The sequence below is a fragment of the Variovorax sp. R-27 genome (assembly GCF_049913215.1).
In the GTDB taxonomy this organism is placed as follows: domain Bacteria; phylum Pseudomonadota; class Gammaproteobacteria; order Burkholderiales; family Burkholderiaceae_C; genus Variovorax.
This window is the reverse complement of the sequence record NZ_CP183984.1, coordinates 1,148,268-1,171,510: the sequence shown is the minus strand read 5'-3', so window position 1 is coordinate 1,171,510 and position 23,243 is coordinate 1,148,268. Positions and strand designations below refer to the sequence as shown.

The following is a 23,243-nucleotide window of genomic DNA, read 5'->3' as shown; positions in this document are numbered from 1 at the left end:
CCCCGGCGCGTGTCCCCCCGTGGAAATCCCCATCCCCGACTGTCACGGGTCGTTCGCCCCTTGCTCTTACATTCGGGGATTCATAAAAAAGGGAGGATCGGATGGCGTCTCAACGTCTGCGCTTGTCGCTCGTGACAGGTCTTTGCATTTCGGTCGTCGCGTGCGGCGGCGGTGGCGGCGGAGGGAGCTCAGGGCTGCCCTTCGGACTGGCCGGCTCGGGTAACTCGTCCACCCCGAATTCCTCTGCTTCGACCTCGCCCACCCTGAGCGGCACGGCCGCCACCGGCGCGGCCTTCGGTGGCGCCACCGTCACGGTCCAGGATCAAAGCGGCGCGACGGTCTGCACCACCCAGACCGACGGGCAAGGCACCTACCGCTGCGCGCTGTCCGCAGCCACCAAGGCTCCCCTCGTAATCACCGCGGTGCGCGACGACCAGTCGCTTTACAGCACGCTCGCCAACAACGGCGGCACCGCCAACATCACGCCGCTGACCACGGTCATCGTCTCTCGGCTCTCGCCGGATGGTCGCCCCGCCAATCTGGCGGCGGCCATCCAGGCCGACGCCGGCACCGTGACCGACGCGCGCCTGCAACAGCAGACAGCCGCGCTCGTTGCCGCGCTGAAGCCGGTGCTGGACGCCCTCGGGCAGGCCACCTTCGATCCGATCACCGGCCAGTTCAGCGCCGACGGCACCGGGCACGACAAGGTACTCGACGCGCTGCTGGTCAGCGTGCGCCCCGACAGCGGCGCCGCCAACATCGAGATCACGGTGAAGGGTCTGCCGGCGGGCGACAGCGCTGCGCCGGCCTCCATCATCTTCCGTAGCAGCGACGCCTCCGTTCCGGCTCTGCCGCCGGGCATCACGCCGGACCAACTGGCCGGCCTTCCCCCGCCGCCCTTGCTGGCCGACCTGGTCGACCGCCTGAACGCGTGCTATCGGCTGCCGCTGTCGCAGCGCGTCACCGCGCCGAACGACACAACGGCAGTGACCGGCGGGCCGACTGATGTGATCGCACCCGCCTGCCGCGAACTCTTCGTCGGCGACGACCCTGCCGGCTACCTCCACAGCGGCTTCGGCGTGGGCCGCGACGCCAACAACCAGGGCGGCTTCACCAGCCTCTTCCGCCCAGAAAACACGGGCCGCACCTGGGACCGCGCCAACTTCGAGTTCTTCCGCCCGAACGGCGACCTGGCACTCAGCTACCGCGCAACCGACGTGGGAGACAACGTCACCTTCGGCACCGTCACCGTGCGCAAGGTGGGCAGCACGCTCAAACTCGCCGGGGACGGCCATGTCTACGCCTCCAACGTGCGCCCGGTGTTCGCTTACCGCGACATGATCAACTCCCCCGCATTCAACTCGTACACCACGGGTTACGGCATCCCGATCCGGAATCGGCAGGAAGGCGGCGCGGCAGTCTTCAGCAAGGTCATCGTGACTTCGCCGCTGAACAAGGTCCTGACCTTCATCCCGCAACCCGGCCTGTCGTTCCTCGTGGTGACCAGGCCCGACGGCACGCCGGAGCTCAACAACGGCATCAATCTGCGCGGCATCTACGAGAACCCGTCGACGCCCGGCAGCCTGGCGAGCCGGGAGCCCGGCATCGGGTTGCTCGACCCCCAATACACCGACACGCAGATCAGCCAGTTGCAGGACCAAAGCGTGTGGAAATTCGAGTTCGTGCACGCGAAGCCGGGCGTACCCAACGTGATCCAGTACGAGCGCACTCTCTCTCGCGCAGCAACGATCGGCGAGATCCGCCAGCAGCCGCTGTTCGACCTGGCGCCGCCCATGCGCACCCAGCTGGTCGCCCGCACCAATGCCAACGCTGGCCTGGTCTACCCCGCGAACAGTGCGGGTCAGCCGAACATCCTGGACATCAGCGTCACTGGCAACCAGGATGCGTGGGTCGTGCCGAGCGGCGCGCTGGCCCCCGCCGTGCTGACGGCCTACGGCTTCGCCAAGTCAGGCACCCGTTTCAACGACAACATCGCGCTGTCCTCCACGGCGCGCAAGGCGGTGATCGACTGCTCCGCCGAGACGGCCGGCGACACGCATTGCGACAGCGCTGCTGGCAAGCAGTACGCCGAAGGCACGCGGGTGCATTACCTGGCGTTCGAGGCCTACAACGCGCGCAGCCTCGGCATCACGCGCTACGTGCTGTTCTACAAGCAGTTCTGAATGAACATCCGAGGGCCCCGTATCGGGCGCGGGGTTCTCAATCGAACTCGAGTTGAACGACCGTGCGCCCAGGTCGGCTTTCAACCGTCAGCCGGGCCCCGATGGCCCCCGAACGCTCCGCCAGCGACCGCGGCCGATGCTTCACGGCGTCGAAGCCCTTGCCGTTGTCGATCACCCGCAGTTGCACCGTCGTGCCCTGCATCCCGGCCTCGAATCGCAGCACGGTGGCCTGGGCGTGCTGCAGCACGTTGGAGATCGCCTCGAACAGCAGGAACTGCAACTGCCGCATGCCTTGCGCGCCGAGCCGCTCTACCGGCTCCACCTCGTCCACCGCCCATTCGAACTCAATGCCCGAAGACGCCAGGCGGGGTTCCAGCCGGTAGCGCGCCGCCGCCAGCAGCGCACCCACGTCGCCCGGCGGCAGGTGGATCGAATCGATCTGCAGCTTGAGCTGGTCCAGCGAATCGCGTAGCGTGCGCAGCAGGTCGCCCGAGCTGGTCTGGCCCGACTGCAGCTGCCGGATCGCCGAAGTGATGTGCGAGCCCATGCCGTCGTGCATTTCGCGCAGGATGCGTTCGCGCTCGTGGGTGCGCGCCTGGTCACGCGCCGCGGCCTCGAGTTCGGCGTACGTGGCCGCCAGCTCGCGTTCGCGCTGGGCCACCCGCTCGGCCAGGGCCGCGACCGATCCGCGCGCCAGCACGCTCGCCGCACGAAAGCGCCGCAGCACGATCAGCAGCAGCGCCACGCCGAAGAACACCGACGAATAGCGCACCCAGGTGGTCTCGCCATAGGCATCGCTGAGGCGGATCACCAGCCAGTCGCGCACGCCGAACATCACTGTCACCAGAGCGGCGCCGGCCACCAGCAAACGCTCGGCGCTCGGTTTGCGCAGGGTGTCGACGGCGAAGGCGCTGACGAAGGCCAGGACGAACACGATCTGGACGGCAAGCCAGCCGGTGAGCCACATCGGCTCCTCGCGCTGCAGCGACAGCGCGCTGAACAGCACCGTAGCGACCACGATGCCCGCAATAGGCCAGCGCACCCACTGGTAGCGGCGGTCGCGCCCCCACCCCGCGAGGTGGTAGACGAACATCATGGAAGAGGCAGCCCAGCCCGCATAGCAGGCGGCCATCAGCACGCCCCAGGGCCCCCAGGACAGGGGAGGCTCGGCGATGACGCCGTCGGCCACCCGCACCGCCCAGCAGAACTCCGCCAGCGCGGCCCAGAAGTAGATGCCGTCGCGCCGCTGGGCGCCCTTGGCATCGGCGTCGACCTGCGTCAGCCACAGCGCCAGCGCGATGCCGCCGACGATCAGGCTGAAGGCCATCAGCAGCACCGAGCCGGTGAAGCGCCATGCATAGGCGCTCTCGAAGAGTTCGGTGCGAACCGGCGCGGCCGGCCCGATGACCACTTGAGACAGCCCCGCGCGCCGGGCGGTGTCGGCGTGCAGACGGATCTGCAGGAGGTTGTCCCCCTTTCGCAGCAGGCGCCCGGGCACCGGCACGTAGATGGGCGCCTTGGCGTAGTCGGCGTCGTTGCTGCGGTCCAGGTCGCCGTAGACCTGCAGCAGCGCGTCGTTCAACTGCACCTCGAAGACGTTGCCGACGCGCGGAATGAAAATGCCCCACGGCGTCTCGGGCTCGGCCTCGAGCGTGAACGGCAGGTCGAAGCTCGCCATGCCCGGGCGGCCGTTGTGCTGGCGGTCCCAGTGGTAGGACAGCTCGACCGGCTCGGTGCGCGTGACGCCGTCGACCGTGGTCGTCACGGTGCCCTGGCGCAGTTCGATCGGCGCCTCGGACGCGGCCGTGGCCGCGCTGGAGACTCCGGCAATACCCGCGAGGAGCATCGCCAGCCATAGCATCAGCAGCGACGCCCATTTTGGTCGCATCTGTGCTCAGCCCGGATGAGACAACAGGCCGAGCCGCGTCGCTTCGAAAACGGCCTCGCTCTTGGAATGCACGGCGAGCTTTCCGTAGAGATTCTTGATGTGGGTCTGCACGGTGTGCACGCTCAGGCCCTTGAGCCGCGCGATCTCCGCGTACGAGAAGCCACGCGCGATCAGCGTCAGCACCTCGTGTTCGCGAGCCGACAGCAGGCCGCGGTCGGATTCGTCCGCGGCTGCTTCGGGCGCCGCACCCGGCGGCGCGCCGGGAACGGCCGCCGATTGCAGGCTGCGGTACTTCGCGAGCACGCGCCGCGCGATCATGGGCGAGATCGGCGAGGCACCTGCCTTCATCTCCACGATGGTCTGCGCGATGTCCTCCGGCGCGGCGTCCTTGTGGATGTAGCCCACGGCACCCGCCTCGATGCTGGCGAGCACGTTCTCTTCGTCGCCGAAAACAGACACTACCAGCGGCTCGCAGCCGGGAAAGCGCGCCACGGCGTCGCGGATCACGTCGAGCCCGGTGCCGTCGGGCATGCCGAGATCGACCAGAAGCACGTCGGGAATGGTGGTGGTGCGGGACAGCCAACCCAGCGCTTCCTGCACCGTACCCGCACTGCCGAGCCAGAAAAGGCGCGGGCTGCGCTGCACGCTGGCCTCGAAAAAGGCACGCGCGCGGCTATCGTCTTCGACGACCAGCACACCCCAGCGGCGTAGCGTCGCGTCGTCCTGAGCCTCAGTGTTCATGGGCATGAGCATAAGCCCCGGCGCGCACCGGGAATCCATACACGCCTCCCCCGTTCATGGGATGCCCACGATGAAGCATCGCCGCGAAACTTTCGCCGCTTTTTTGCAGGGCATATCCCCCTTCCCATGCAAATCAAGTAACCCGAACGTAGGCCATTCATGCCGCAGTGGTCAAGGCCTTAGTACTTTTGAATTCCCGACGCACGGCACACCCCGAACCGGGGCACGCGAAATGCCGGCGCGCCTCGGGCTCTCAGTAAGCTATGGCCTTACCGAAGAACCTCGTCCGGCGGGTTTTTTGTATGTTGGAAGCGGCCTCGCGAGAACAGACCTCATGCAGAATTACCCGTTCCCGGCAAGCGAGGTGCGACGCCCGCACCTCCCGTCTTTTCCTCGCATGGATCCGCAAACCACACACCTGCTTTACCTGCACGGTTTCCGTTCTTCGCCTCGTTCGACCAAGGCCCGGATCGTCGCGGAGCGCGTGGCGCGGCAGCATCCGAATCTGCAGTGGTGGTGCCCGCAATTGCCGCCGTCGCCGCACGATGCCATCGACATGGTGATGAAGGGCATCGCGCACTGGCCGCGCAAGTCGATGGCGGTGGTGGGCTCGTCGCTCGGCGGCTACTACGCCACCTACGTGGCCGGCATGACGCGTTGCCGCGCGGTGCTGCTCAACCCGGCCGTGCATCCCGCGCGCGACCTCACGCGCTACATCGGCGACCAGACCGTCTGGCACGACCCCGCCGAGCATTTCTACTTCCGTCCCGAATACATCCACGAGCTTCGTGCGATGGAAGTCGGCCCGCTCACGCGGCCCGAACGCGTGTTCGCGATCATCGCCAAGGGTGACGAGGCGCTCGACTGGCACGAAATGTCCGCGCGCTACCCCGACAGCAACATCAAGCTGCTCGAGGGCAGCGACCACGCCCTGTCGGATTTCGAAAAGGCCCACCTGGACGACGTGATGGCCTTCATCAACCCGGTCTGAGCACAGCCGGGCCGAGCGGGCCCATCCTGCATGGGACAATCCGCGCCATGTTTGTATTGTTTGAAGAAGCCGGCAAGTACCTCGGCGGCCGCGTGCTGTCGGAGGCCGAAGCATCGGCACAAATCGAGCTCGAAACCGGCAAGCGCGTCAAGGTCAAGGGCGCCAACATCGTGCTGCGTTTCGAGAAGCCGTCGCCCGCCGATCTGATCGCCGAGGCGCGCTCGCTCGCCGCCGCCCTCGATCTCGACCTCGCCTGGGAATTCGCGCCCGAGGGCGAATTCGCCTTTGCCGAGCTGGCCGCCGAATATTTCAGCGAAAAGCCCTCGCTCGCCCAGCAGGCGGCCGCCCTGTTCGCGCTGTTCGAGGCGCCGCACTACTTCCGCCGCGCGGGCAAGGGGCGCTTCAAGAAGGCGCCGGCCGAGATCGTGCAGCAGGCGCTGGCCGCCATCGAGAAGAAGAAGGTCATCCAGGCGCAGATCGCCGAGTGGGCCGCACAGCTGGCCGAGGGCATTTGCCCCGCACCTGTGCGCGAGCAGCTCTACAAGATCCTGTTCCGCCCCGACAAGAACGCCCCCGAATACAAGGCCGTGGTCGACGCCGCGCGCGCCACGCAGCGTCCGCCGCTCGACCTGCTGGAGCGCGCCGGCGCCATCGACTCGCCCTACCAGTTCCACTGGCGGCGCTTCCTGTTCGAGAACTTCCCCAAGGGCACCGGCTTCCCTGCGCTCGCGGCGCCCGCCATCGTGGACGATCTGCCCGTGGCCTCCGAGGTGCAGGCCTTCTCGATCGACGATTCGCAGACCACCGAGATCGACGATGCCCTCTCCGTGCAGGGCCTCGGCACCGGCACCGTCACCGTCGGCATCCACATCGCCGCACCAGCCCTCGCGCTCACGCCGGGCAGCGCCATCGACAACGTGGCGCGTGCGCGCATGTCGACGGTCTACATGCCGGGCTACAAGATCACGATGCTGCCCGACGAGGTGGTCAACACCTACACGCTGCTCGAAGGCGGCGACCGCCCGGCCGTGTCGCTGTACGCGCGCTTCGACGAAGCCACGCTGGAGCTGCAAGGCACCGAAACGAAGCTGGAGCGCGTGCCCATCGTGGCCAACCTGCGCCACGACCAGCTCGACACTGTCGTCACGCAGCCATGGCTCGAAGACGCGCCCTTCCAGAGCGACAACACTCCGGAAGCCGCCGCCAAACTGCGTGCCCCGCTCTCCTTCCTGTTCCGCCTTGCCAAGCAGCTGAAGGCACAGCGCGAAGTGGTGCGCGGCAAGCCCGAGAACTTCAACCGGCCCGACTACAACTTCCGCCTCGTCGGCAACGAGGGCGAGCCCACCGGCAGCGAGCAGGTGCAGATCAGCACGCGCCAGCGCGGCGCGCCGCTCGACCTGATCGTGTCCGAAGCGATGATCCTGGCCAACAGCAGCTGGGGCGGCTGGCTCGGCGAGCTGGGCGTGCCCGGGCTCTACCGCAGCCAGGCCAGCCTCGCGCCCGGCATCAAGGTGCGCATGGGCACGCGCGCACTGCCGCACGCGGGCCTTGGCGTGAAGAGCTACGCCTGGAGCACCTCGCCGCTGCGCCGCTACACCGACCTCGTGAACCAGTGGCAGATCATCGCGGCCGCGCGCCACGGCAAGACCGCGGCGCTGGCCGCGCCCTTCAAGCCGAAGGACGCCGACCTGTTCTCGATCCTCTCTGGCTTCGACGCGGCCTATGCCACGTACAACGCCTACCAGGGCGGCATGGAACGCTTCTGGACGCTGAAGTACCTGCAGCAGCAGGGCATCACCGAGCTCGAAGCCACCGTCATCAAAGACCTGCCGAACGGCGCGCTGGTGCGGGCCGAAACGCTGCCGCTGGTGTTCCCCGTGGCTGGCCAGCAGGAACGCGGCGCCCGCCTGCGCGTGAAGCTCGGCGAGATCGATGAGATCGCGCTCGACGTGAGCGGCACGGTGCTCGAACGCCTCGACACGCCGAAGGCCGATGCGGCCCTCGCAGACGAAAGCGATGAGGGCGACGAAGAAGAAGTGGTCGCAGGCCCGATCGCCATTGCCGTCGACCTGAGCGACAGCGAGGCTGCTGCGCCCGAAAACACACCCGCATGAATTTCGGCGGATCGTCCGAAGAAATGCGGCCCCTGGAGGAGTTTCGAGAATGAACTTCAAGGACCTCAGCACGCTGCAGATTGCACTGGGCGTGTCGGTCATTGCGCATGCCGCACTGCTCGCGGTGCGCTTCGTCGATCCCGAATCGTTCAACAAGGTCTTCAGCGACACACCGCTCGAAGTGATCCTGGTCAACAGCAAGACCAACGACAAGCCCGACCCCAGCGCCCGGCTGCGGGCCCAGACCTCGCTTGCGGGCGGCGGCGACCTCGACAAGGGCCGCGCAACCAGCCCGCTGCCGCCGTCGAGCTTCACCACCGTCGGCGATTCGTTCGAAGATGCGCAACGCAAGGTCGACGCGATGCAGACCGAGCAGATGCAGATGCTCACCCAGCTCAAGCGCGACCTCGCCGCAATGCCCGCGCCCGACCCGCGCAACCCCGGGGACCCGACCGAGGCCACGGCGCAGGAAGAAAAGCGCCGCCAGATGATCAATCTGCTGGCCGAAATCGAGCGGCGCGTAAACGAAGAAAACGCACGCCCGAAGAAGCGCTTCCTGAGCCCCTTCACGCGCGAAGCGGCCTTCGCCACCTACGTCGATTCGCTGCGCCGCCGGGTGGAAGCGCAGGGCACTGCCAACTTTCCGACGCTCGCCGGCAAGAAGCTCTACGGCGAGCTGACGATGACCATCACGGTCAACTTCGACGGTCGCCTGCTCTCGACGGTGGTCGATGAAAGCTCGGGCATTGCGCTGCTGGACAAGCGCGCCCAGGCCATCGTTGCCAGCGTCGGCAACTTCGGCACCTTCACCGACGCGATGCGCAAGGAGCACGCCGACCAGATCGTGATCCGGCCGCACTTCCGGTTCGCGCACGACGGGTCGGTCGAACTCTCCTCGCAGTAGAAGCAGACGCAACAAAAGAAGGCAGACGCCATGGACCTGTACTGCGTCATGGGCAACCCCGTCGAGCACAGCCGCTCGCCCCGCATCCACGCACGTTTTGCCGAACTCTGCGGCCAGCAGATGGACTACGGCCGGCGGCTGATTCCGCTCGGCGCGTTTGCCGAAGGCATCGCGGCCTTTCGCGGCGAAGCCGCCGAACGCGGCGACACCGCGCGCGGCTGCAACATCACCGTGCCCTTCAAGTTCGAGGCCGCTGCGCTCGCGCAGCACACCAGCGAACGCGCCCTGCTCGCGCAGGCGGTCAACACGCTGCGCTTCGACGCCGACGGCAGCATCCATGCGGACAACACCGACGGCATCGGCCTGGTCAACGACATCGTTCGCAACGCGGCCGTGCCGCTACAAGGCAAGGCGCTGCTGCTGATCGGCGCTGGCGGTGCGGCGGCCGGCGTGCTCGGCCCGCTGCTCGACGCGGGCGCTTCGCGCGTCGTGGTGGCCAATCGCACCGTGGGCAAGGCCGTCGAGCTGGTGCGCCGCCATGCGGCCATTGCGCTGCGCCACGGCGCATCGCTCGAAGCCTGGGCGCTCGACGAAGTGCCGGGCGCCTTCGACGTGGTGATCAACGCCACTGCTTCCAGTCTCGCGGGCGATGCAGTGCCTGTGAAGGCCAGCGTGCTGCGCGCCGGCGGACTCGCGGTCGACATGATGTACGGCCCTGCGGCGGCGGGTTTCATGGCCTGGGCCGAGGCGCATGGCGCGGTCGCGCGCGACGGGCTCGGCATGCTGGTCGAGCAGGCTGCCGAGTCCTTCGAGATCTGGCGCGGCGTGCGGCCGCCTTCCGCGCAAGTGCTGGCTGAAGTTCGAGCCGAGCTGAAATGAAGGCAGTGCTGCGCCTGATCGCCTGCCTCGTGGTGGCGGGCGTGGCACTCGAGTTGTTCTTCGTGGTGCGCATCGCGGCGATGACCGTGCTCGATCCGCAGAGCACCGCGTTCCAGCGCTCCGAGGCTTTTCAGATCGCCATCCACCAAGGCAGCGGAGCCGGCTGGCGGCAGGAGTGGGTGCCCTACGCGCAGATCAACGACACGCTCAAGCGCGCCGTCATCGCGAGCGAAGACGCCGGCTTCGTCGACCACAACGGCGTGGAGTGGGAAGCCATAGAGCGCGCCCGCCAGCGCAACGCCAGGGCCGAAGAACTCGCCGCCAAGCGCGCAGCGCGCGCGGTGGCGCGCGGCAAGCCGGTACAGCCTGTGCGCCTGCGCGGCGGCTCCACCATCACGCAGCAGCTTGCGAAGAACCTGCTGCTGTCCGGCGAGCGCACCTTGCTGCGCAAGGGCCAGGAGCTGTTGCTTGCCACGCTGCTCGAAGTGCTGCTCGACAAGCGGCGCATCCTAGAGATCTATCTCAACAACGTCGAGTGGGGCGAAGGCGTGTTCGGTGCCGAGGCGGCCTCGCAGTACTACTTCCGCAAGCCGGCCTCGCGCCTGAGCACCAACGAGGCCGCGCGCCTGGCAGTGATGCTGCCGAGCCCCAAGTTCTTCGAGCGCCGGATCGGCTCGCCCTACCTGAGCGGGCGTGCGTCGACGGTCATGGCGCGGATGCCTGCGGCCGAGCTGCCCTGACGACCGCATCGCGCAGGCCCTCGATGGCCAGCACGGCAGCAAAGCCGATCACGTAGGCCAGCACGTCCCACCAGTCAGCCGTGCTGCCGAGCACGATGCGCAAGGCGCGGTTCGGAATGTGCAAGTGCCACGCCGCCGCAAGGTACTGCCCGAGTTCGACCGCGAGGCCGACGCCCAGCGCAGCCAACGCCAACGGCAGCACGCGCGCGCCAATCACCGTCCTGAAGACGAAGTAGACCCACACCACGGCCAGCACGTCGCCGAAGAAGCTGCGCAGCCAGCCCCAGCGCGCGCCGACGGTGGCCAGCAGCACGAGAACGAGAAACAGGGCCACCGCCCACACGAGTGAAAGAGGATCGAAACGCCATCGCATGGCCCGTATCATCGCGCCCATATGCTGGCAAAGCTCACGGGTTGGTTGTTGTTGGGAATCGTCCGGTTGCTCACTGGCGCGCAGGCGCGCTGGTATGGCTGTCCGCCGAAAGCCGAGCAGCGCATCTATTTCGCCAATCACCAGAGCCACGCCGACCTCGTGATGATCTGGGCGGCATTGCCTGAAGAGCTGCGCAGCATCACGCGGCCCATCGCGGCGCGTGACTACTGGGCCAACACGCCGGTCAAGCGCTGGATCACGACGGAGGTGTTCAACGCGGTGTACGTTGAGCGACAGGCGTCGGCGCCTGCTGCAGCAGCGGCACCTCCCGTACCCGCACCTGTGGTGGCCGAAGCCTTGCCACCGCAACGCCCGCCGATGCCTGCCGAGCGCATCGAGCCCTCGATGGAGCCGCTGCTGCCCTTGACGCCGCCGGCACCACCCGCAGAGACCGTGCCCGAAGCGCAGGGCCGGCTCGACCTTCCCGAGCCGCCCGCTCCGCCGCCTCCTCCAGAGCCGCCACCGCCCGCGGCGCCCGAAGAAATCCCGGTCGCGGCATCGGCCCCAGCCGTCGATCCACTCGCCCCCCTCGTCGAAGCCCTGCGCAGCGGCGACTCCATCATCATCTTCCCCGAAGGCACGCGCGGCCACACGGGCGAGCCGCAGAAGTTCAAGTCGGGCCTCTACACGCTCGCCACCATGTTCCCCGAGGTGGTGCTGGTGCCGGCATGGATCGACAACGTGCAACGCGTGATGCCCAAGGGCGAGATCGTGCCGGTGCCCATCCTCTGCTCCGTCACCTTCGGCGCGCCGATCCGCGTCGAAGAAGACGAAGAACGCCGGCCCTTCCTCGACCGGGCGCGCGCCGCGGTGATCGCCTTGCGCGACGTCTGACGACATGAACCAGTTCCTGCGCAACCTGACCCCGACCCAGCAAGTCGCGGCGCTCTTCCTCATCATCTTCGGCGTGCTCGTGATCGTGAGCACCACCGCCTTCTTCCTGAGCTTCAGGGAAAAGCGCAACCCCGTGCACGACGCCACCTGGCAGGCCGAGCTCGCGCACTTTCGCGCACTGCTGGGCACCACCTGGTTCATGGTCATCATTTTCTGGATCGGCTGGGCACTGGGCGAAACCGTGGCCACCGTGCTGTTCGCGCTGATCTCCTTCTTCGCGCTGCGCGAGTTCATCACGCTCTCGCCCACGCGGCGGGGCGACCACCGCAGCCTGATCCTCGCCTTCTTCGTGGTGCTGCCGATCCAGTTCTGGCTGGTGGCCACGGCGCGCTTCGACCTGTTCACCGTGTTCATCCCGGTGTACGTGTTCCTCGCGATACCGGTGGCGAGCGCGCTGGCCAACGACCCGAGCCACTTCCTGGAGCGCAACGCCAAGCTGCAGTGGGGCATCATGGTCTGCGTCTACGGCATGAGCCACGTGCCGGCGCTGCTGCTGCTGAGCTTTCCGGGCTACGAGGGCAAGAGCGCGTTCCTCGTGTTCTTCCTGGTGTTCGTGGTGCAGACCTCGGTGCTGGTGCAGCACCTGATATCGCGCCGCACCCAGCGCGCGCCCTTCGCGCCCAACGTGAGCCGCAGCTTCAACTGGACCAGCTGGGGCATCGGCATCGTGGTGGCGAGCCTGGTGGGCGCGCTGTTCTCGTTCATCACGCCGTTCAAGTTCGGGCAGGCGCTCGCGGTGTCGGTCATTGCCTGCATCGCGGGGTCGATGGGGCACCTGGTGATGAAGGCGCTCAAGCGCGACCGGGGCATTCCGAACTGGGGGCAGAAGGGCGTTGGCGTGACGGGGGCCAACGGCCTGCTGGACCGCGTCGATGCCCTGTGCTTCGCCGCCCCAATCTTCTTTCACTCCATCCGCTGGTACTTCAACGCCTGAACCTCATCAAGCCTTGCGGCGCACCACGCGGTCGAAGGCCTGCTTCGCCGCGCGTCCGAAGGCCTTGGCCTTCAGCGCCTGCAGCTCGCGCGTCAGCCGCGTGCGCTGCTCGGCCGACAACGCCGTGCCGAAACGGCCCAGCGCAGCTTCGAGCGCCGCGCGCTGCGCCTCCACACGACCTTGCCGGCCCTCGGCCTCGGCCAGCCATTCGCAGGCATTGGCGACGCGTTCGCGCAGCGCGGCATCGCCTGTATCGCCGAAGCGCGCAATGAGCGCGCGATACGCCTTGGCCTGCCCCACGGGATCGCCGAGCTTGTCGAGCGCCTTGGCCTTGTTGATCATCGACTTGGCGGCCCACAGCTGCAGCGTGCCTTCCCTCGCGCCGGTGGTGCGCGCGACGGCTTCGTCGTAGCAGGCCACGGCCGCCTTGAGCTGGCCGGTCTGGCGCAGCGTGGCGCCCTTGCGAAACAGCGCGCCGACCACGCGCCCGCGCAGGTCCGGCAGCTCGGAGTTGCCCCAGCGCGCGACGATCTCGTCGTGCACCCGCATCTCGTCGTCGTGCAGGCCGAGGCGGTCGAGCGCGGTGCTCTTGTACTGCAGGCACAGCGCGACTGTCTCCTGCATCTCCGTCGACGGGTCGGCGCCGTAGCGCGCGTCCATCGCGTCGGCTGCGGCTATCACTTCGGCAAAACGATCCAGCGCGACCAGGCAGAAGGCCTTGTGGACGAGCGCCCGCGCGCACTGGCGGCGCAGTTCCGGGTGAGGCGATGCGGAATACGCGGCCAGCACTTCGTCGAACAGTGCGATGGCCTCGCGCGACTCGCCCGCATCGCCGTGCTTGCGGCCCTGTTTGACCTTGTCGCGCACCTCTTCGCGCAGCTCGGGTGGCAGCTCCGTATCGGCCTTGCGCAGTCGCTTCAGGCAGGCCTGGCGGCCAGCGTTGGCCTTGGACAGGGTGTCCTGCAGCTCGGGCGTGGGCGTGTCCTTCAGCTGCTTCGCGAGTTGCTCGTACACCGCGAGCGCTTCCTCGGGCCGGTTGAGCCGTTCGAGCAGCACGAAGCCCTTGTTGAGCAGTGCGCTCGCCACGGTGCGCTGCACGCCGGCGTCGGTGTCGGCGCCGAAGGTGGCGAGCAGCCGCTCGCAAGCGGCCAGCGCGACCTCTCCGTCGTCCTGCTCGCGCAACCCCACCGACCAGTCGTAGGCACGGCGCACGGCCATGCGGCGCACCTGCGACGACTCGTCGCGGCCGTAGCGGTCGAGCAGCCAGCCGACCAGCTCGGCGCGGTTCGCGTGCTCGTCGATGCCGAAGCCGTCGAAGAACAGCGTCAGCGCCCGCACGCCTTCGATGCGCAGCTCGGGCGCCGCGTCGGCAAGGCCGGCCTCGATCTGGTCGGCCACGGCCAGGCACATCACCTGGGCCTGCGCGTGCTGCGCCAGTTCGCGCAGGTTCAGCACCGAGGCCAGGCGCGCACGCGCCACGCGCAGCACCACGCCGGGGTCGGTGCTGCCGTCGAAGCGCTCGATCACCGCTTCCAGCGTGGCGAGCGCATCTTGCGGCAGGCCGCGATGGTGTTCGATCTCGGCCTTGAGCAGCCGGGCCTCCACACGCCACGCGTCGAGCGCGGCATCGGGCTGGCTGTCGAGCAGATCGCTCATGGCATCGCAGGCTTCGCAGCGCGCCTCGGGCTCGTCGATCCACCAGGTGCGCTGATACAGCGCATGGGCGATGTGCTCGCGGATCGCGGGCTCGCTGCGCTGGCCGTGCGCGGCGATCAGGCGGTCGAGGGTGGCGAGCGCGTCGGCGGGGCGATGCATCTGGCGCAGCATGTGCGCCAGCAGGCGCAGCGCCTGGCAGCAGGGCACGACCACGCCGACGTCGGGCCTGGCTGCGTACTCGTCGAGCAGACGGGTGCAGGCGGCCAGTGCCTCGTTGCGGCGGCCCAGGTCGTTGAGCAGTTCGATGCGGCGGAAGCTCGCGGCCGCGCGTTCGGCGGGGTGCTGCTGCAGGCGTTCGATCAAGGCTTGCGCCTCGTCCAGTTGCCGCTGCGCGGAGGACTCGACTACATTCACATTCGCTTCCTTGTGTGGCGCGCCCTGCGGAAAGCGGGGCAGACTGTACGAATCGGCACGGATTCTGCCCGCGATAGCGCTGCTTTCGAGCGATAGTTCGGTCCCTTCTCTCTCCTCTTTGCACTGGCGTAAGCCTTTTCGCTTCCTTTCATGCGCATTCTTGGCATCGACCCCGGCTTGCAGACCACCGGCTTCGGCGTGGTCGACGCGGACGGCCATGCGCTGCGCTACGTGGCCAGCGGCACCATCAGTACCCGGCACCTGGGCACCGGCAACCTGCCGGCGCGCCTGAAGGTGCTGTTCGACGGCATCGCGGAGATCACCGCGCGCTACCAGCCCGATGCGTCGGCGGTCGAAATCATCTTCGTCAACGTCAACCCGCAGTCGACGCTGCTGCTGGGACAGGCGCGCGGCGCCTGCGTGACCGCGCTGGTGAGCAACAACCTTTCTGTGGCCGAGTACACCGCACTGCAGATGAAGAAGGCGGTGGCCGGCCACGGCCAGGCCGCCAAGGCGCAGGTGCAGGAGATGGTGCGGCGGCTGCTCGAGTTGCCAGGCTTGCCGGGCGCCGACGCGGCGGACGCGCTGGGCATTGCCATCACGCATGCGCAGGTGGGGCGGTCGATGGCGCGGCTCGCGGAAGCGGCCGAGCTGTCGAAGACGCATGCCGGCACCTACCGGCAAGGGCGCTCGCGCTGACTCAGCGCACGATGTAGCGCAGTTCGCCGAGGCGCTTGCGGCGCTCTCGCACTTCAGCGGCGACGATGGCCGCATCGCCTGCCAGAGCCCGCGCGATCCAATCGGCCAGCTGTGGCATGTCGTCGGGCGTGAAGCCCAGTCGCACGATCTCCGGCACGCCGAGCCGCAGGCCGTTGATGTCTCCCTCCACGGGTGCGATCGGCAGGCCGATGCCGCAGGCCAGCAGGCCGCCCTGCGCGAGCTTCTTCGCCGCATGCTGCCCGCCGCCCCAGCGCGCCGCTTCGACCGCGAGCTGGTGCGACTGCGTGAAGCCGCGCGCCTTCGCGAACACGGGCAGGCCTTGCGCATCGAGCGCACGCGCCAGGGCCTGCGCGGTCTCGCGCATCGCGGCCGCATAGGCAACGCCATGCACCTTCCAGTCGAGCAGCCCGCGAGCCAGCGCGGCGGTGCGGCCTGCATCCGAGTTGGCAGTGAGGCCGGGGTAGGCGATGGCATCGATGCGCTCCATCAGCGCCGCGTCGTTCGACACAATCAGCCCGCCCGCCGGGCCGCCCAGGCTCTTGTAGGTGCTCATGGTGATCGCATGCGCCCCCTGCTCGAGCGGCTGCGGCCACGCCTTGCCGGCCACCATGCCCGAGAGATGTGCGGCATCGAACAGCAGCTTTGCGCCCACGCTGTCGGCGATCTCGCGGATCGCAGGCACCGGGTGCGGGAACAGGTTCAGGCTGCCGCCAATGGTGATGAGCTTCGGCTTCACCTCGCGCGCCAGCTTCGCCAGCGCAACCACATCGACCGTGTAGCCGTCGGCATCCACCGGCGCGGAGACAGGCTTCAGGCCATAGAGCCCGGCCGCGCCCGCCGCATGGTGCGTGACGTGGCCGCCGATGCTGGGCGGCGGCACGATGATCGTGTCGCCGGGCTGGCAGGTCGCCATGAACACGTAGAGATTCGACAGCGCGCCGGAGCTCACGCGCACTTCGGCGAACTTCGCGCCGAACACCTCGGCTGCAAGCTCGGTCGCGACGACCTCGATGCGCTCGATGGCTTCCAGCCCCATCTCGTACTTGTCGCCCGGGTAGCCGAGCGAGGGGCGCGAGCCGAGCCCGCGCGACAGCAGCGCTTCGGCGGCCGGGTTCATCACGTTGGTGGCGGGGTTGAGGTTCAGTCCCTCGACATCGTGGATGCGGTGGTTGTCGGCCACCAGCCGTTCGATCTCGGCGGCGACGCCCGCCGCATCGCGCGCAGCGGCATCGGCGGCAATGGAGAGCACGTGGTCTTCGCTGGCGGCGGGAACCCAGGGGCGGCGTTGCAGGGCGGCTGGCATGCGGTGGATCTCGCTGGAAGTGGTGAATGGCCGCATCGTCGCCTGCCGCCGCCAGTCGGGCAAACCGGATAATCTGGGCCTGGGCCCTAGAAAAACTTGGCCTGAAGGATTGCTCCGATGCCGCTCGCACCGCCCCGCCCCCGCCTGCCGCCGCACACGGCCGTGCGCGCCTTCGAGGCCGCTGCGCGCCACGGCAGCTTCGCGCGCGCAGCCGAAGAACTCTTCGTCACGCCGGCCGCCGTCGCACAGCAGATCAAGACGCTGGAGACATGGGCCGGCGGCGCGCTGTTCGAGCGGCACAGCCAGGGTATTCGCCTCAGCGCGCACGGGCGGCGCGCGCTGCCGGCGCTCAGCGCTGCCGTCGACCAGCTCGGCCTCGCAGTACAGGCGCTGCGCCACGAGACGCAGACCGCCGCGCGCCGCAGCACGCTGCAGGTGGCCGCCCTGCCGGCCGTGGCGCAGCTGTGGCTGTCGCCTCGGCTCTCGAAGCTGAAGGCCGCGCTGCCCGGCGTGCAGGTGTCCGTCACCGCGTTGGAGCAGCCGCCGAACTTCCGCCGCGAGCCTTTCGATCTCGGCTTGTTCTATGCGCGGGCCGGTGAGCACATCGAGGCTGCTGTCGGCGCGCAGGCGATTCCGCTCGTGCGCGACCGGCTGCTGCCGGTGTGCAGCCCGCGCCTGCAGCAGCCGTTGCCCAGTGGGCGTCCTCGCTCGCTCGATGACCTGGCGGATCTGCTCGCGCGCTGCGGCGGTTTGCACGACACCGTGTGGCGCGACGATTGGCCGCGTTGGCTACAGGCTGTTCGCCCCGGCTTCACGGCAGTCGAAGCCGAAGCGATGGCTGCCGGGCCGGACTTCTCGCTCTACAGCCTCGCGCTGCAGGCCGCGCTCGATGGCGAAGGAGTGTTGATGGGCCGTGAGCGGCTCGTTGCGCCATTGCTTGCGCAAGGCAAGCTGCATGCGCCTTGGGGACGGCCGAAGGCGGTGGGAGACACGGTCATGCTGCTGGTGCCTGCGCACCGCAAGGGGCCGCTGCTCGCACAGCAAGTGCAGGCCCTGCAGGCACTCGCCGCAGCCTGAGCAGCCCCTATCGCCGGAAATCCAATCGCCCGTTGGGCCAGCGGCCGTCGATCCGGCGGTTGTCGACGATCAGGCCCACCCAGGGCTGCGTGATGGCCGGATTGCTCAGGTTGATGTAGCGGCCCACGAGTGTGTCGGGATCGACATAGCGAACATCGAGCAGGGCCTGCCGGGCACCGCCATCCCAATCGAACAGCAGGTAGAACCGGCTGCCGGCCACCCGCACGGTGGCCTTGCCCTGCTTCCACGCAGCTTCGGAATCACCGGGGATCGTCGGATCGGCGCCGCCATTCCAGCGGCTGGACCATGCGCCGACGATCGAGGACGGCGCGTCGTTCACCGGTGTGCCCCACGCAGGCGCGTTCGGGTCATCGGGCCCGCCGTGCAGTTCGATGTTCTCGGCAAACGCTTCGATATCTGCGCCCTCCGGGTCGGGCGCATCTTCAACGCCGAATGGATTCCGGTTGGGGGATGTGTTGGTATTCATGGCGCCATCGTGCGCCGGAGTGTGCTGCCACGCATGCCGTTTCCGGACATGCGAACGAAGACGCGAAGGCTACGCCACGCGCTCGGCGATCAGCACCGCGAAGAAACCGAACGCTGCCAGCAGCGTCCACTTCAACACGATCCATCCGATGCGCCGGTACTTGGCCTGCCCCGTGCCCGCATAGAACGCAAAGCACACGCCCGCCACCAACAGAAGCAGCAGGATGGCCCAGCGAAAAAGAAGCATGAGGGACTGAGAGACGGGCGCGGCCTACCAGGCCCGGGCGACTTCGCCGAAACCGCGCGGTGCGCGCTTCTCGTCCTCGAAGGTCACGACTTCGTAGGCGTCGCTGTGCGAAAGCAGTTCGCGCAGCAGCTTGTTGTTGAGCGCATGGCCCGAGCGGAACGCGGTGTAGGCCGCCAGCAGCGGCTTGCCGATGATGTACAGGTCGCCCATGGCATCGAGGATCTTGTGCTTCACGAACTCGTCGTCGTAGCGCAGGCCGCCCGCATTGAGCACCTTGGTGTCGTCCATCACGATGGCGTTGTCGAGACCGCCACCAAGCGCGAGGCCCTTGCTGCGCATGTACTCGACTTCCTTGGTGAAGCCGAAGGTGCGTGCGCGTGCGATGTCGCGGCTGTACGAGTCGGTGCCCAGGTCGAACTCCACGCGCTGGCCGGTGGAATTGACCACGCGGTGGTCGAAGTCGATCTCGAAGCTCAGCTTGTAGCCGTGGTACGGCTCCAGGCTCGCCCACTTCTCGTTGGCGCCCTCGCCTTCGCGCACCTCGACCTTGCGGGTCACGCGGATGAAGCGGCGCGGCGCCTTCTGCAGCGCGATGCCCGCGCTTTGCAGCAGGAACACGAAGGACGAAGCCGACCCGTCGAGGATCGGCACTTCGTCGGCCGTGATGTCGATGTAGAGGTTGTCGATGCCCAGCCCAGCGCAGGCAGACATCAGGTGTTCGACGGTCTGCACCTTGGCGCCGCCGGTGGAAACGGTGGATGCAAGGCGCGTGTCGGTGACCGCCTCGGCGGTCATGCGGATCTCGGCCGGCTCGGGCAGGTCGACGCGGCGGAACACGATACCCGTGTCGGCGGGAGCCGGTCGCAGGGTCAGCTCCACGCGTTGGCCGCTATGGAGCCCCACGCCCACGGCGCGGCTGATCGACTTGAGGGTTCGTTGTTGCAGCACGGCCGGGATTTTAGGCGCGCGACGGGCATGGCGCCCTATGCCCCTCGCTATGGCACCGATAGACATGGGTTCTATGCAATCCCGCCAAATTGGCGCGAAATGGACGCAAAGGGCACGAGGTGAGCGCAGCGCCTAGAGCCAGCAGACGTCCCTTTCAGGTCGTCCCTGTGCTCCTTGCGAACCCTCGTGCCCTCTGCGTCTGGTCGAGTTCACCCCGCGATGGCCTCCAGCGAGACCATCGAATGGGGTGTCCTCTTAATCAGCCTGGCGGCGCAGGAAGGCCGGGATCTCGAAGTCGTCCATGCCGCCCGAAGACAGCGCGTCCACCTTCGCTGCAGCCATCGTGCGGTTGGTGCGCCACACGCTGGGAACGGCCATGCCGTCGTAGTTGGGCTGGCTGTGGCCGCCACCACTGGCGTGCCCCGTACCACCGAGCGTCGGCACGTTGAACGGGATGTTGTCGGTGCCGGTGCGGATCACTTCCAGCGTAGGTGCCTGGCGGCGGGCATCGGCACGCGACAGGCCGGTGGCCACCACGGTCACGCGCATCTCGTCGCCCAGGCTGTCGTCGTATGCAGCGCCGTAGATCACGTGCGCGTCCGGCGAAGCGTAGGCGCGGATGGTGTTCATCGCGAGCTTCGATTCGTTCAGCTTCAGCGAGCCCTTCGACGCCGTCACCAGCACCAGCACGCCCTTGGCGCCCGAGAGGTCGATGCCTTCGAGCAGCGGGCAGGCCACGGCCTGCTCGGCTGCGATGCGCGCGCGGTCCGGGCCAGCTGCGGCAGCGGTGCCCATCATGGCCTTGCCGGGTTCGCCCATCACGGTGCGCACGTCTTCGAAGTCGACGTTCACGCCGCCGTACTCGTTGATGATTTCCGAGATGCCGCCCACGGCGTTCTTCAGCACGTCGTTGGCTTGCGCAAAGGCTTCGTCCTGCGTGACGTCTTCGCCCAGCACGTCGAGCAGCTTCTCGTTGAGCACCACGATCAGCGAGTCGACGTTGGCTTCGAGCTCGGCCAGGCCGGCGTCGGCGTTGGTCATGCGGCGACCGCCTTCCCAGTCGAAGGGCTTGGTCACCACGCCCACGGTGAGGATGCCCATTTCCTTCGCGACGCGCGCGATGACCGGAGCAGCGCCGGTGCCGGTGCCGCCGCCCATGCCGGCCGTGATGAACAGCATGTGCGCGCCGTCGATGGCCGCGCGGATGTCGTCCACCGCAAGCTCGGCCGCTTCACGGCCCTTGTCGGGCTTGCTGCCCGCACCCAGGCCGCTGGTACCGAGCTGGATGATCTTGTGCGCGCTGCTGCGCTGCAGTGCCTGTGCGTCGGTGTTCGCGCAGACGAACTGAACGCCCTGCACACCGCGCTCCATCATGTGGGCGACCGCATTGCCGCCGCCACCGCCAACACCGATCACCTTGATCTGCGTGCCCTGATTGAACTCTTCGACTTCGATCATTTCGATGGTCATTTTTAACTCCTTGAATCTTGCAGTTGCCGTTGTGTGTCTATGAATAATTCTTGTGCCGTGACGAGATCAACGATGCGTCCGTCACGATGGTGGACCTGTTCGTCGCCATCGCTCGTTGAAATGCAATGGGGGGCTGCCACGCGCGAGCCAGAGTGGAGACTTGATCATGGCTAGAAATTCCCCACGATGAAGTCTTTGAAACGTCCGAATGCAGTCTTTACCGACCCATTCTTCTGTGCGACCTTGAAGCCACGCATGCGCGCGAACCGTGCTTCTTCGAGCAGGCCCATCACCGTCGCTGCGCGAGGCTGCGCAACCATGTCCGACAGCGCGCTCGAATACTTCGGGATGCCGCGGCGCACGGGCTTCAGGAAGATGTCTTCGCCGAGCTCGACCATGCCGGGCATCACCGCGCTGCCGCCCGTGAGTACCACGCCCGACGACAGCACCTCTTCGTAGCCCGACTCGCGCACCACCTGCTGCACCAGCGAGAAGATCTCTTCGATGCGCGGCTCGATCACGCCGGCCAGCGCCTGCTTGCTCAGCATGCGCGGGCCGCGGTCGCCGAGGCCCGGCACTTCGACTTGCGTGTCGGGGTCGGCCAGCAGTTGCTTGGCATAGCCGTTCTCGACCTTGATGTCTTCCGCGTCCTTCGTCGGCGTGCGCAGCGCCATGGCGATGTCGCTCGTGATGAGGTCGCCCGCAATCGGGATCACGGCCGTGTGGCGGATCGCGCCGTTGGTGAAGATCGCCACGTCGGTCGTGCCCGCGCCGATGTCGACCAGCACCACGCCGAGCTCGCGTTCGTCTTCGGTCAGCACCGCCTGGCTCGAGGCCAGCGGGTTCAGCATCAGCTGGTCGACTTCGAGGCCGCAGCGGCGCACGCACTTGATGATGTTCTCGGCCGCGCTCTGCGCGCCGGTCACGATGTGCACCTTGGCCTCGAGCCGCATGCCGCTCATGCCGATCGGCTCCTTCACGTCCTGGCCGTCGATCACGAACTCCTGCGGCTCCACCAGCAGCAGGCGCTGGTCGCTCGAGATGTTGATGGCGCGCGCCGTCTCCACCACGCGGGCCACGTCGGCTGGCGTCACTTCCTTGTCCTTCACCGCCACCATGCCGCTCGAATTGATGCCGCGGATGTGGCTGCCGGTGATGCCGGTGTAGACGCGGCTGATCTTGCAGTCGGCCATCAGCTCGGCCTCTTTCAGGGCCTGCTGGATGCTCTGCACGGTGGCGTCGATGTTCACCACCACGCCGCGCTTCAAGCCGTTGCTCGGCGCAATGCCGAGGCCGGCCAGCTTGAGCTCGCCTCCGGGCAGCACTTCGGCCACGACCACCATCACCTTGGCGGTGCCGATGTCGAGTCCTACGACCAGGTCTTTGTATTCTTTAGGCATTGAGATATGTCCTCGATTTCTCGATGAGCGCTACTTGATTTTTCTTGGGGCCTCTGGCGAGACCGTGGTGACGCCGCGCAGCCGCAATGCATACGCGTCGTTGTGTCGCAGGTCGGCGCCCTCGACGTCGGCCATCGTGCGGCGGTACTGGCCCGCGACCTGTGTCACGGTCTTCAGGAACCGCTGCAGGCGGGCCGTCACCTCCTCGCTCTGGCCGCGGCCGAGCTCTATTTCGGCACCGCTGTCGAGCACCACCTTCCAGCTTCCCCGGCTCGACAGCGTGAGTTCGTCGATGCTCATGTCGTAAGGCTGGAACTGCGGCTGCAGCACGCGGTACATCCCCAGCACCTGGCCGGCCTGTTCGATCGGGCCGTCCAGGCGCGGCAGGTTGTCGTCCACCTCCGCCACGTTGGCCTCGAACACGTCGCCGAAGCCGTTGATCAGCTTCGAGCCCGCGTCGTCGCCCCAGTTGGCAACCGGCACCTGCTCGGTCAGCGTCACGCGCAGCTTGTTCGGGAACTCGCGCCGCACCACCGCGCTGCGCACCCACGGCACCGACTCGAAGGCGGCGCGTGCGCGCCCCAGGTCGATGGTGAAGAAGTTGCCCGTGAGCTGCGGCGCCACATTGGCGCGCAGCGTGACCGCGTTGTTGTGCGTGACTTCGCCGTCCACCTTGATGCCGCCGATGGGGAAGAAAGGCTGCCGCAGCACCCACCACGCACCCGCCGCCAGCAGCATGAGCGCCACCATCGCGAAGGCAATGTTCGCGACGATGTTCATGAGCTTGACGTCGAAGGGAGCGGGGATGCTGTCGGCCATGG

21 protein-coding genes are annotated in these 23,243 nt (G+C 67.7%); 10 read left to right on the top strand and 11 right to left on the bottom strand.

Features of this window, described 5'->3' with window-relative positions; translation table 11 throughout:
• Positions 1-101: 101 nt before the first annotated feature.
• Entirely contained in the window at positions 102-2,183 is a 2,082-nt protein-coding gene (locus ACN9MV_RS05220) for a carboxypeptidase regulatory-like domain-containing protein (protein WP_426391511.1), read from the top strand.
• Between the two features lie 37 nt (positions 2,184-2,220).
• Here ACN9MV_RS05220 and ACN9MV_RS05215 read toward each other — a convergent pair whose 3' ends face one another.
• Positions 2,221-4,071: a histidine kinase gene (locus tag ACN9MV_RS05215; protein ID WP_426391510.1), complete on the bottom strand. Its 1,851-nt coding sequence runs from the start codon at positions 4,069-4,071 to the stop codon at positions 2,221-2,223.
• A gap of 6 nt (positions 4,072-4,077) precedes the next feature.
• The gene (locus tag ACN9MV_RS05210; RefSeq protein ID WP_093056233.1) at positions 4,078-4,824 is read right to left on the bottom strand and encodes a response regulator transcription factor; all 747 of its coding nucleotides are present in this window, start codon (positions 4,822-4,824) and stop codon (positions 4,078-4,080) included.
• Positions 4,825-5,209: 385 nt separating this feature from the next.
• On the opposite strand from ACN9MV_RS05210, the gene ACN9MV_RS05205 reads away from it, so the two are divergent.
• From ACN9MV_RS05205 to mtgA, 5 genes are read left to right on the top strand one after another with little or no spacing between them, the layout of a single operon-like run.
• Complete coding sequence (locus tag ACN9MV_RS05205) at positions 5,210-5,803, top strand: YqiA/YcfP family alpha/beta fold hydrolase (protein WP_093056235.1); 594 nt, start codon at positions 5,210-5,212, stop codon at positions 5,801-5,803.
• A gap of 47 nt (positions 5,804-5,850) precedes the next feature.
• A complete protein-coding gene (locus tag ACN9MV_RS05200) occupies positions 5,851-7,917 on the top strand; it encodes a ribonuclease catalytic domain-containing protein (RefSeq protein WP_426391509.1) in 2,067 nt (688 codons plus the stop codon).
• Between the two features lie 49 nt (positions 7,918-7,966).
• Positions 7,967-8,821 carry an energy transducer TonB gene (locus tag ACN9MV_RS05195; RefSeq protein WP_093056238.1) on the top strand — a complete coding sequence of 285 codons (855 nt, stop codon included), beginning with the start codon at positions 7,967-7,969 and terminating at the stop codon, positions 8,819-8,821.
• Positions 8,822-8,851: 30 nt separating this feature from the next.
• A complete protein-coding gene (gene aroE, locus ACN9MV_RS05190) occupies positions 8,852-9,700 on the top strand; it encodes a shikimate dehydrogenase (RefSeq protein ID WP_426391508.1) in 849 nt (282 codons plus the stop codon).
• Complete coding sequence (mtgA, locus tag ACN9MV_RS05185; RefSeq protein WP_426391507.1) at positions 9,697-10,440, top strand: monofunctional biosynthetic peptidoglycan transglycosylase; 744 nt, start codon at positions 9,697-9,699, stop codon at positions 10,438-10,440. The genes aroE and mtgA overlap by 4 nt, the downstream gene beginning before the upstream one ends.
• On the opposite strand, the gene ACN9MV_RS05180 is transcribed toward mtgA, so the two are convergent.
• Positions 10,406-10,825, bottom strand: a complete 420-nt coding sequence (locus tag ACN9MV_RS05180; protein WP_093056389.1) for a DUF2809 domain-containing protein — start codon at positions 10,823-10,825, stop codon at positions 10,406-10,408. The genes mtgA and ACN9MV_RS05180 overlap by 35 nt on opposite strands.
• Before the next feature lie 9 nt (positions 10,826-10,834).
• Here ACN9MV_RS05180 and ACN9MV_RS05175 point away from each other — a divergent pair, with 9 nt between their 5' ends.
• Positions 10,835-11,707, top strand: coding sequence for a lysophospholipid acyltransferase family protein (locus tag ACN9MV_RS05175; protein ID WP_426391506.1), 873 nt, complete (start codon positions 10,835-10,837; stop codon positions 11,705-11,707).
• 4 nt (positions 11,708-11,711) lie between these two features.
• A complete protein-coding gene (locus tag ACN9MV_RS05170; protein ID WP_093078616.1) occupies positions 11,712-12,701 on the top strand; it encodes a phosphatidate cytidylyltransferase in 990 nt (329 codons plus the stop codon).
• Positions 12,702-12,707: 6 nt separating this feature from the next.
• Here ACN9MV_RS05170 and ACN9MV_RS05165 read toward each other — a convergent pair whose 3' ends face one another.
• Entirely contained in the window at positions 12,708-14,771 is a 2,064-nt protein-coding gene (locus ACN9MV_RS05165; RefSeq protein WP_426391505.1) for a tetratricopeptide repeat protein, read from the bottom strand.
• A 150-nt stretch (positions 14,772-14,921) separates the two neighbouring features.
• Between ACN9MV_RS05165 and ruvC the strand changes: the two genes are divergently transcribed.
• A complete protein-coding gene (ruvC, locus tag ACN9MV_RS05160) occupies positions 14,922-15,470 on the top strand; it encodes a crossover junction endodeoxyribonuclease RuvC (RefSeq protein WP_093056250.1) in 549 nt (182 codons plus the stop codon).
• A gap of 1 nt (position 15,471) precedes the next feature.
• On the opposite strand, the gene glyA is transcribed toward ruvC, so the two are convergent.
• On the bottom strand, positions 15,472-16,794 hold the full coding sequence (glyA, locus tag ACN9MV_RS05155) for a serine hydroxymethyltransferase (RefSeq protein WP_426391504.1): 1,323 nt from the start codon (positions 16,792-16,794) through the stop codon (positions 15,472-15,474).
• 117 nt (positions 16,795-16,911) lie between these two features.
• Here glyA and ACN9MV_RS05150 point away from each other — a divergent pair, with 117 nt between their 5' ends.
• Positions 16,912-17,871 (top strand): LysR family transcriptional regulator, encoded by a 960-nt coding sequence (locus tag ACN9MV_RS05150; protein WP_093056252.1) that lies wholly within the window; start codon positions 16,912-16,914, stop codon positions 17,869-17,871.
• A 7-nt stretch (positions 17,872-17,878) separates the two neighbouring features.
• Here the strand turns inward: ACN9MV_RS05150 and ACN9MV_RS05145 are convergent, their stop codons facing one another.
• The 6 genes from ACN9MV_RS05145 to ACN9MV_RS05120 all read right to left on the bottom strand — a co-directional run bounded on the left by ACN9MV_RS05145 (position 17,879) and on the right by ACN9MV_RS05120 (position 23,241).
• A complete protein-coding gene (locus ACN9MV_RS05145) occupies positions 17,879-18,358 on the bottom strand; it encodes a hypothetical protein (protein WP_426391503.1) in 480 nt (159 codons plus the stop codon).
• Between the two features lie 69 nt (positions 18,359-18,427).
• Complete coding sequence (locus ACN9MV_RS05140) at positions 18,428-18,604, bottom strand: hypothetical protein (protein WP_164713437.1); 177 nt, start codon at positions 18,602-18,604, stop codon at positions 18,428-18,430.
• 24 nt (positions 18,605-18,628) lie between these two features.
• Complete coding sequence (gene lpxC, locus ACN9MV_RS05135) at positions 18,629-19,552, bottom strand: UDP-3-O-acyl-N-acetylglucosamine deacetylase (protein WP_176928810.1); 924 nt, start codon at positions 19,550-19,552, stop codon at positions 18,629-18,631.
• Between the two features lie 255 nt (positions 19,553-19,807).
• Positions 19,808-21,022: a cell division protein FtsZ gene (gene ftsZ / locus ACN9MV_RS05130; protein WP_093056258.1), complete on the bottom strand. Its 1,215-nt coding sequence runs from the start codon at positions 21,020-21,022 to the stop codon at positions 19,808-19,810.
• A 170-nt stretch (positions 21,023-21,192) separates the two neighbouring features.
• A complete protein-coding gene (ftsA, locus tag ACN9MV_RS05125; protein WP_007832444.1) occupies positions 21,193-22,422 on the bottom strand; it encodes a cell division protein FtsA in 1,230 nt (409 codons plus the stop codon).
• A gap of 30 nt (positions 22,423-22,452) precedes the next feature.
• Positions 22,453-23,241, bottom strand: a complete 789-nt coding sequence (locus ACN9MV_RS05120; RefSeq protein WP_093078611.1) for a cell division protein FtsQ/DivIB — start codon at positions 23,239-23,241, stop codon at positions 22,453-22,455.
• Between the last annotated feature and the right edge of the window lie 2 nt (positions 23,242-23,243).

Bases quoted from the DNA above. Each gene is read 5' to 3' on its own strand.
- ACN9MV_RS05220 (WP_426391511.1), top strand. From the start codon at position 102: ATGGCGTCTCAACGTCTGCGCTTGTCGCTCGTGACAGGTCTTTGCATT.
- ACN9MV_RS05215 (WP_426391510.1), bottom strand. From the start codon at position 4,071: ATGCGACCAAAATGGGCGTCGCTGCTGATGCTATGGCTGGCGATGCTC.
- ACN9MV_RS05210 (WP_093056233.1), bottom strand. From the start codon at position 4,824: ATGCTCATGCCCATGAACACTGAGGCTCAGGACGACGCGACGCTACGC.
- ACN9MV_RS05205 (WP_093056235.1), top strand. From the start codon at position 5,210: ATGGATCCGCAAACCACACACCTGCTTTACCTGCACGGTTTCCGTTCT.
- ACN9MV_RS05200 (WP_426391509.1), top strand. From the start codon at position 5,851: ATGTTTGTATTGTTTGAAGAAGCCGGCAAGTACCTCGGCGGCCGCGTG.
- ACN9MV_RS05195 (WP_093056238.1), top strand. From the start codon at position 7,967: ATGAACTTCAAGGACCTCAGCACGCTGCAGATTGCACTGGGCGTGTCG.
- aroE (WP_426391508.1), top strand. From the start codon at position 8,852: ATGGACCTGTACTGCGTCATGGGCAACCCCGTCGAGCACAGCCGCTCG.
- mtgA (WP_426391507.1), top strand. From the start codon at position 9,697: ATGAAGGCAGTGCTGCGCCTGATCGCCTGCCTCGTGGTGGCGGGCGTG.
- ACN9MV_RS05180 (WP_093056389.1), bottom strand. From the start codon at position 10,825: ATGATACGGGCCATGCGATGGCGTTTCGATCCTCTTTCACTCGTGTGG.
- ACN9MV_RS05175 (WP_426391506.1), top strand. From the start codon at position 10,835: ATGCTGGCAAAGCTCACGGGTTGGTTGTTGTTGGGAATCGTCCGGTTG.
- ACN9MV_RS05170 (WP_093078616.1), top strand. From the start codon at position 11,712: ATGAACCAGTTCCTGCGCAACCTGACCCCGACCCAGCAAGTCGCGGCG.
- ruvC (WP_093056250.1), top strand. From the start codon at position 14,922: ATGCGCATTCTTGGCATCGACCCCGGCTTGCAGACCACCGGCTTCGGC.
- glyA (WP_426391504.1), bottom strand. From the start codon at position 16,794: ATGCCAGCCGCCCTGCAACGCCGCCCCTGGGTTCCCGCCGCCAGCGAA.
- ACN9MV_RS05150 (WP_093056252.1), top strand. From the start codon at position 16,912: ATGCCGCTCGCACCGCCCCGCCCCCGCCTGCCGCCGCACACGGCCGTG.
- ACN9MV_RS05145 (WP_426391503.1), bottom strand. From the start codon at position 18,358: ATGAATACCAACACATCCCCCAACCGGAATCCATTCGGCGTTGAAGAT.
- ACN9MV_RS05140 (WP_164713437.1), bottom strand. From the start codon at position 18,604: ATGCTTCTTTTTCGCTGGGCCATCCTGCTGCTTCTGTTGGTGGCGGGC.
- ftsZ (WP_093056258.1), bottom strand. From the start codon at position 21,022: ATGACCATCGAAATGATCGAAGTCGAAGAGTTCAATCAGGGCACGCAG.
- ftsA (WP_007832444.1), bottom strand. From the start codon at position 22,422: ATGCCTAAAGAATACAAAGACCTGGTCGTAGGACTCGACATCGGCACC.
- ACN9MV_RS05120 (WP_093078611.1), bottom strand. From the start codon at position 23,241: ATGGCCGACAGCATCCCCGCTCCCTTCGACGTCAAGCTCATGAACATC.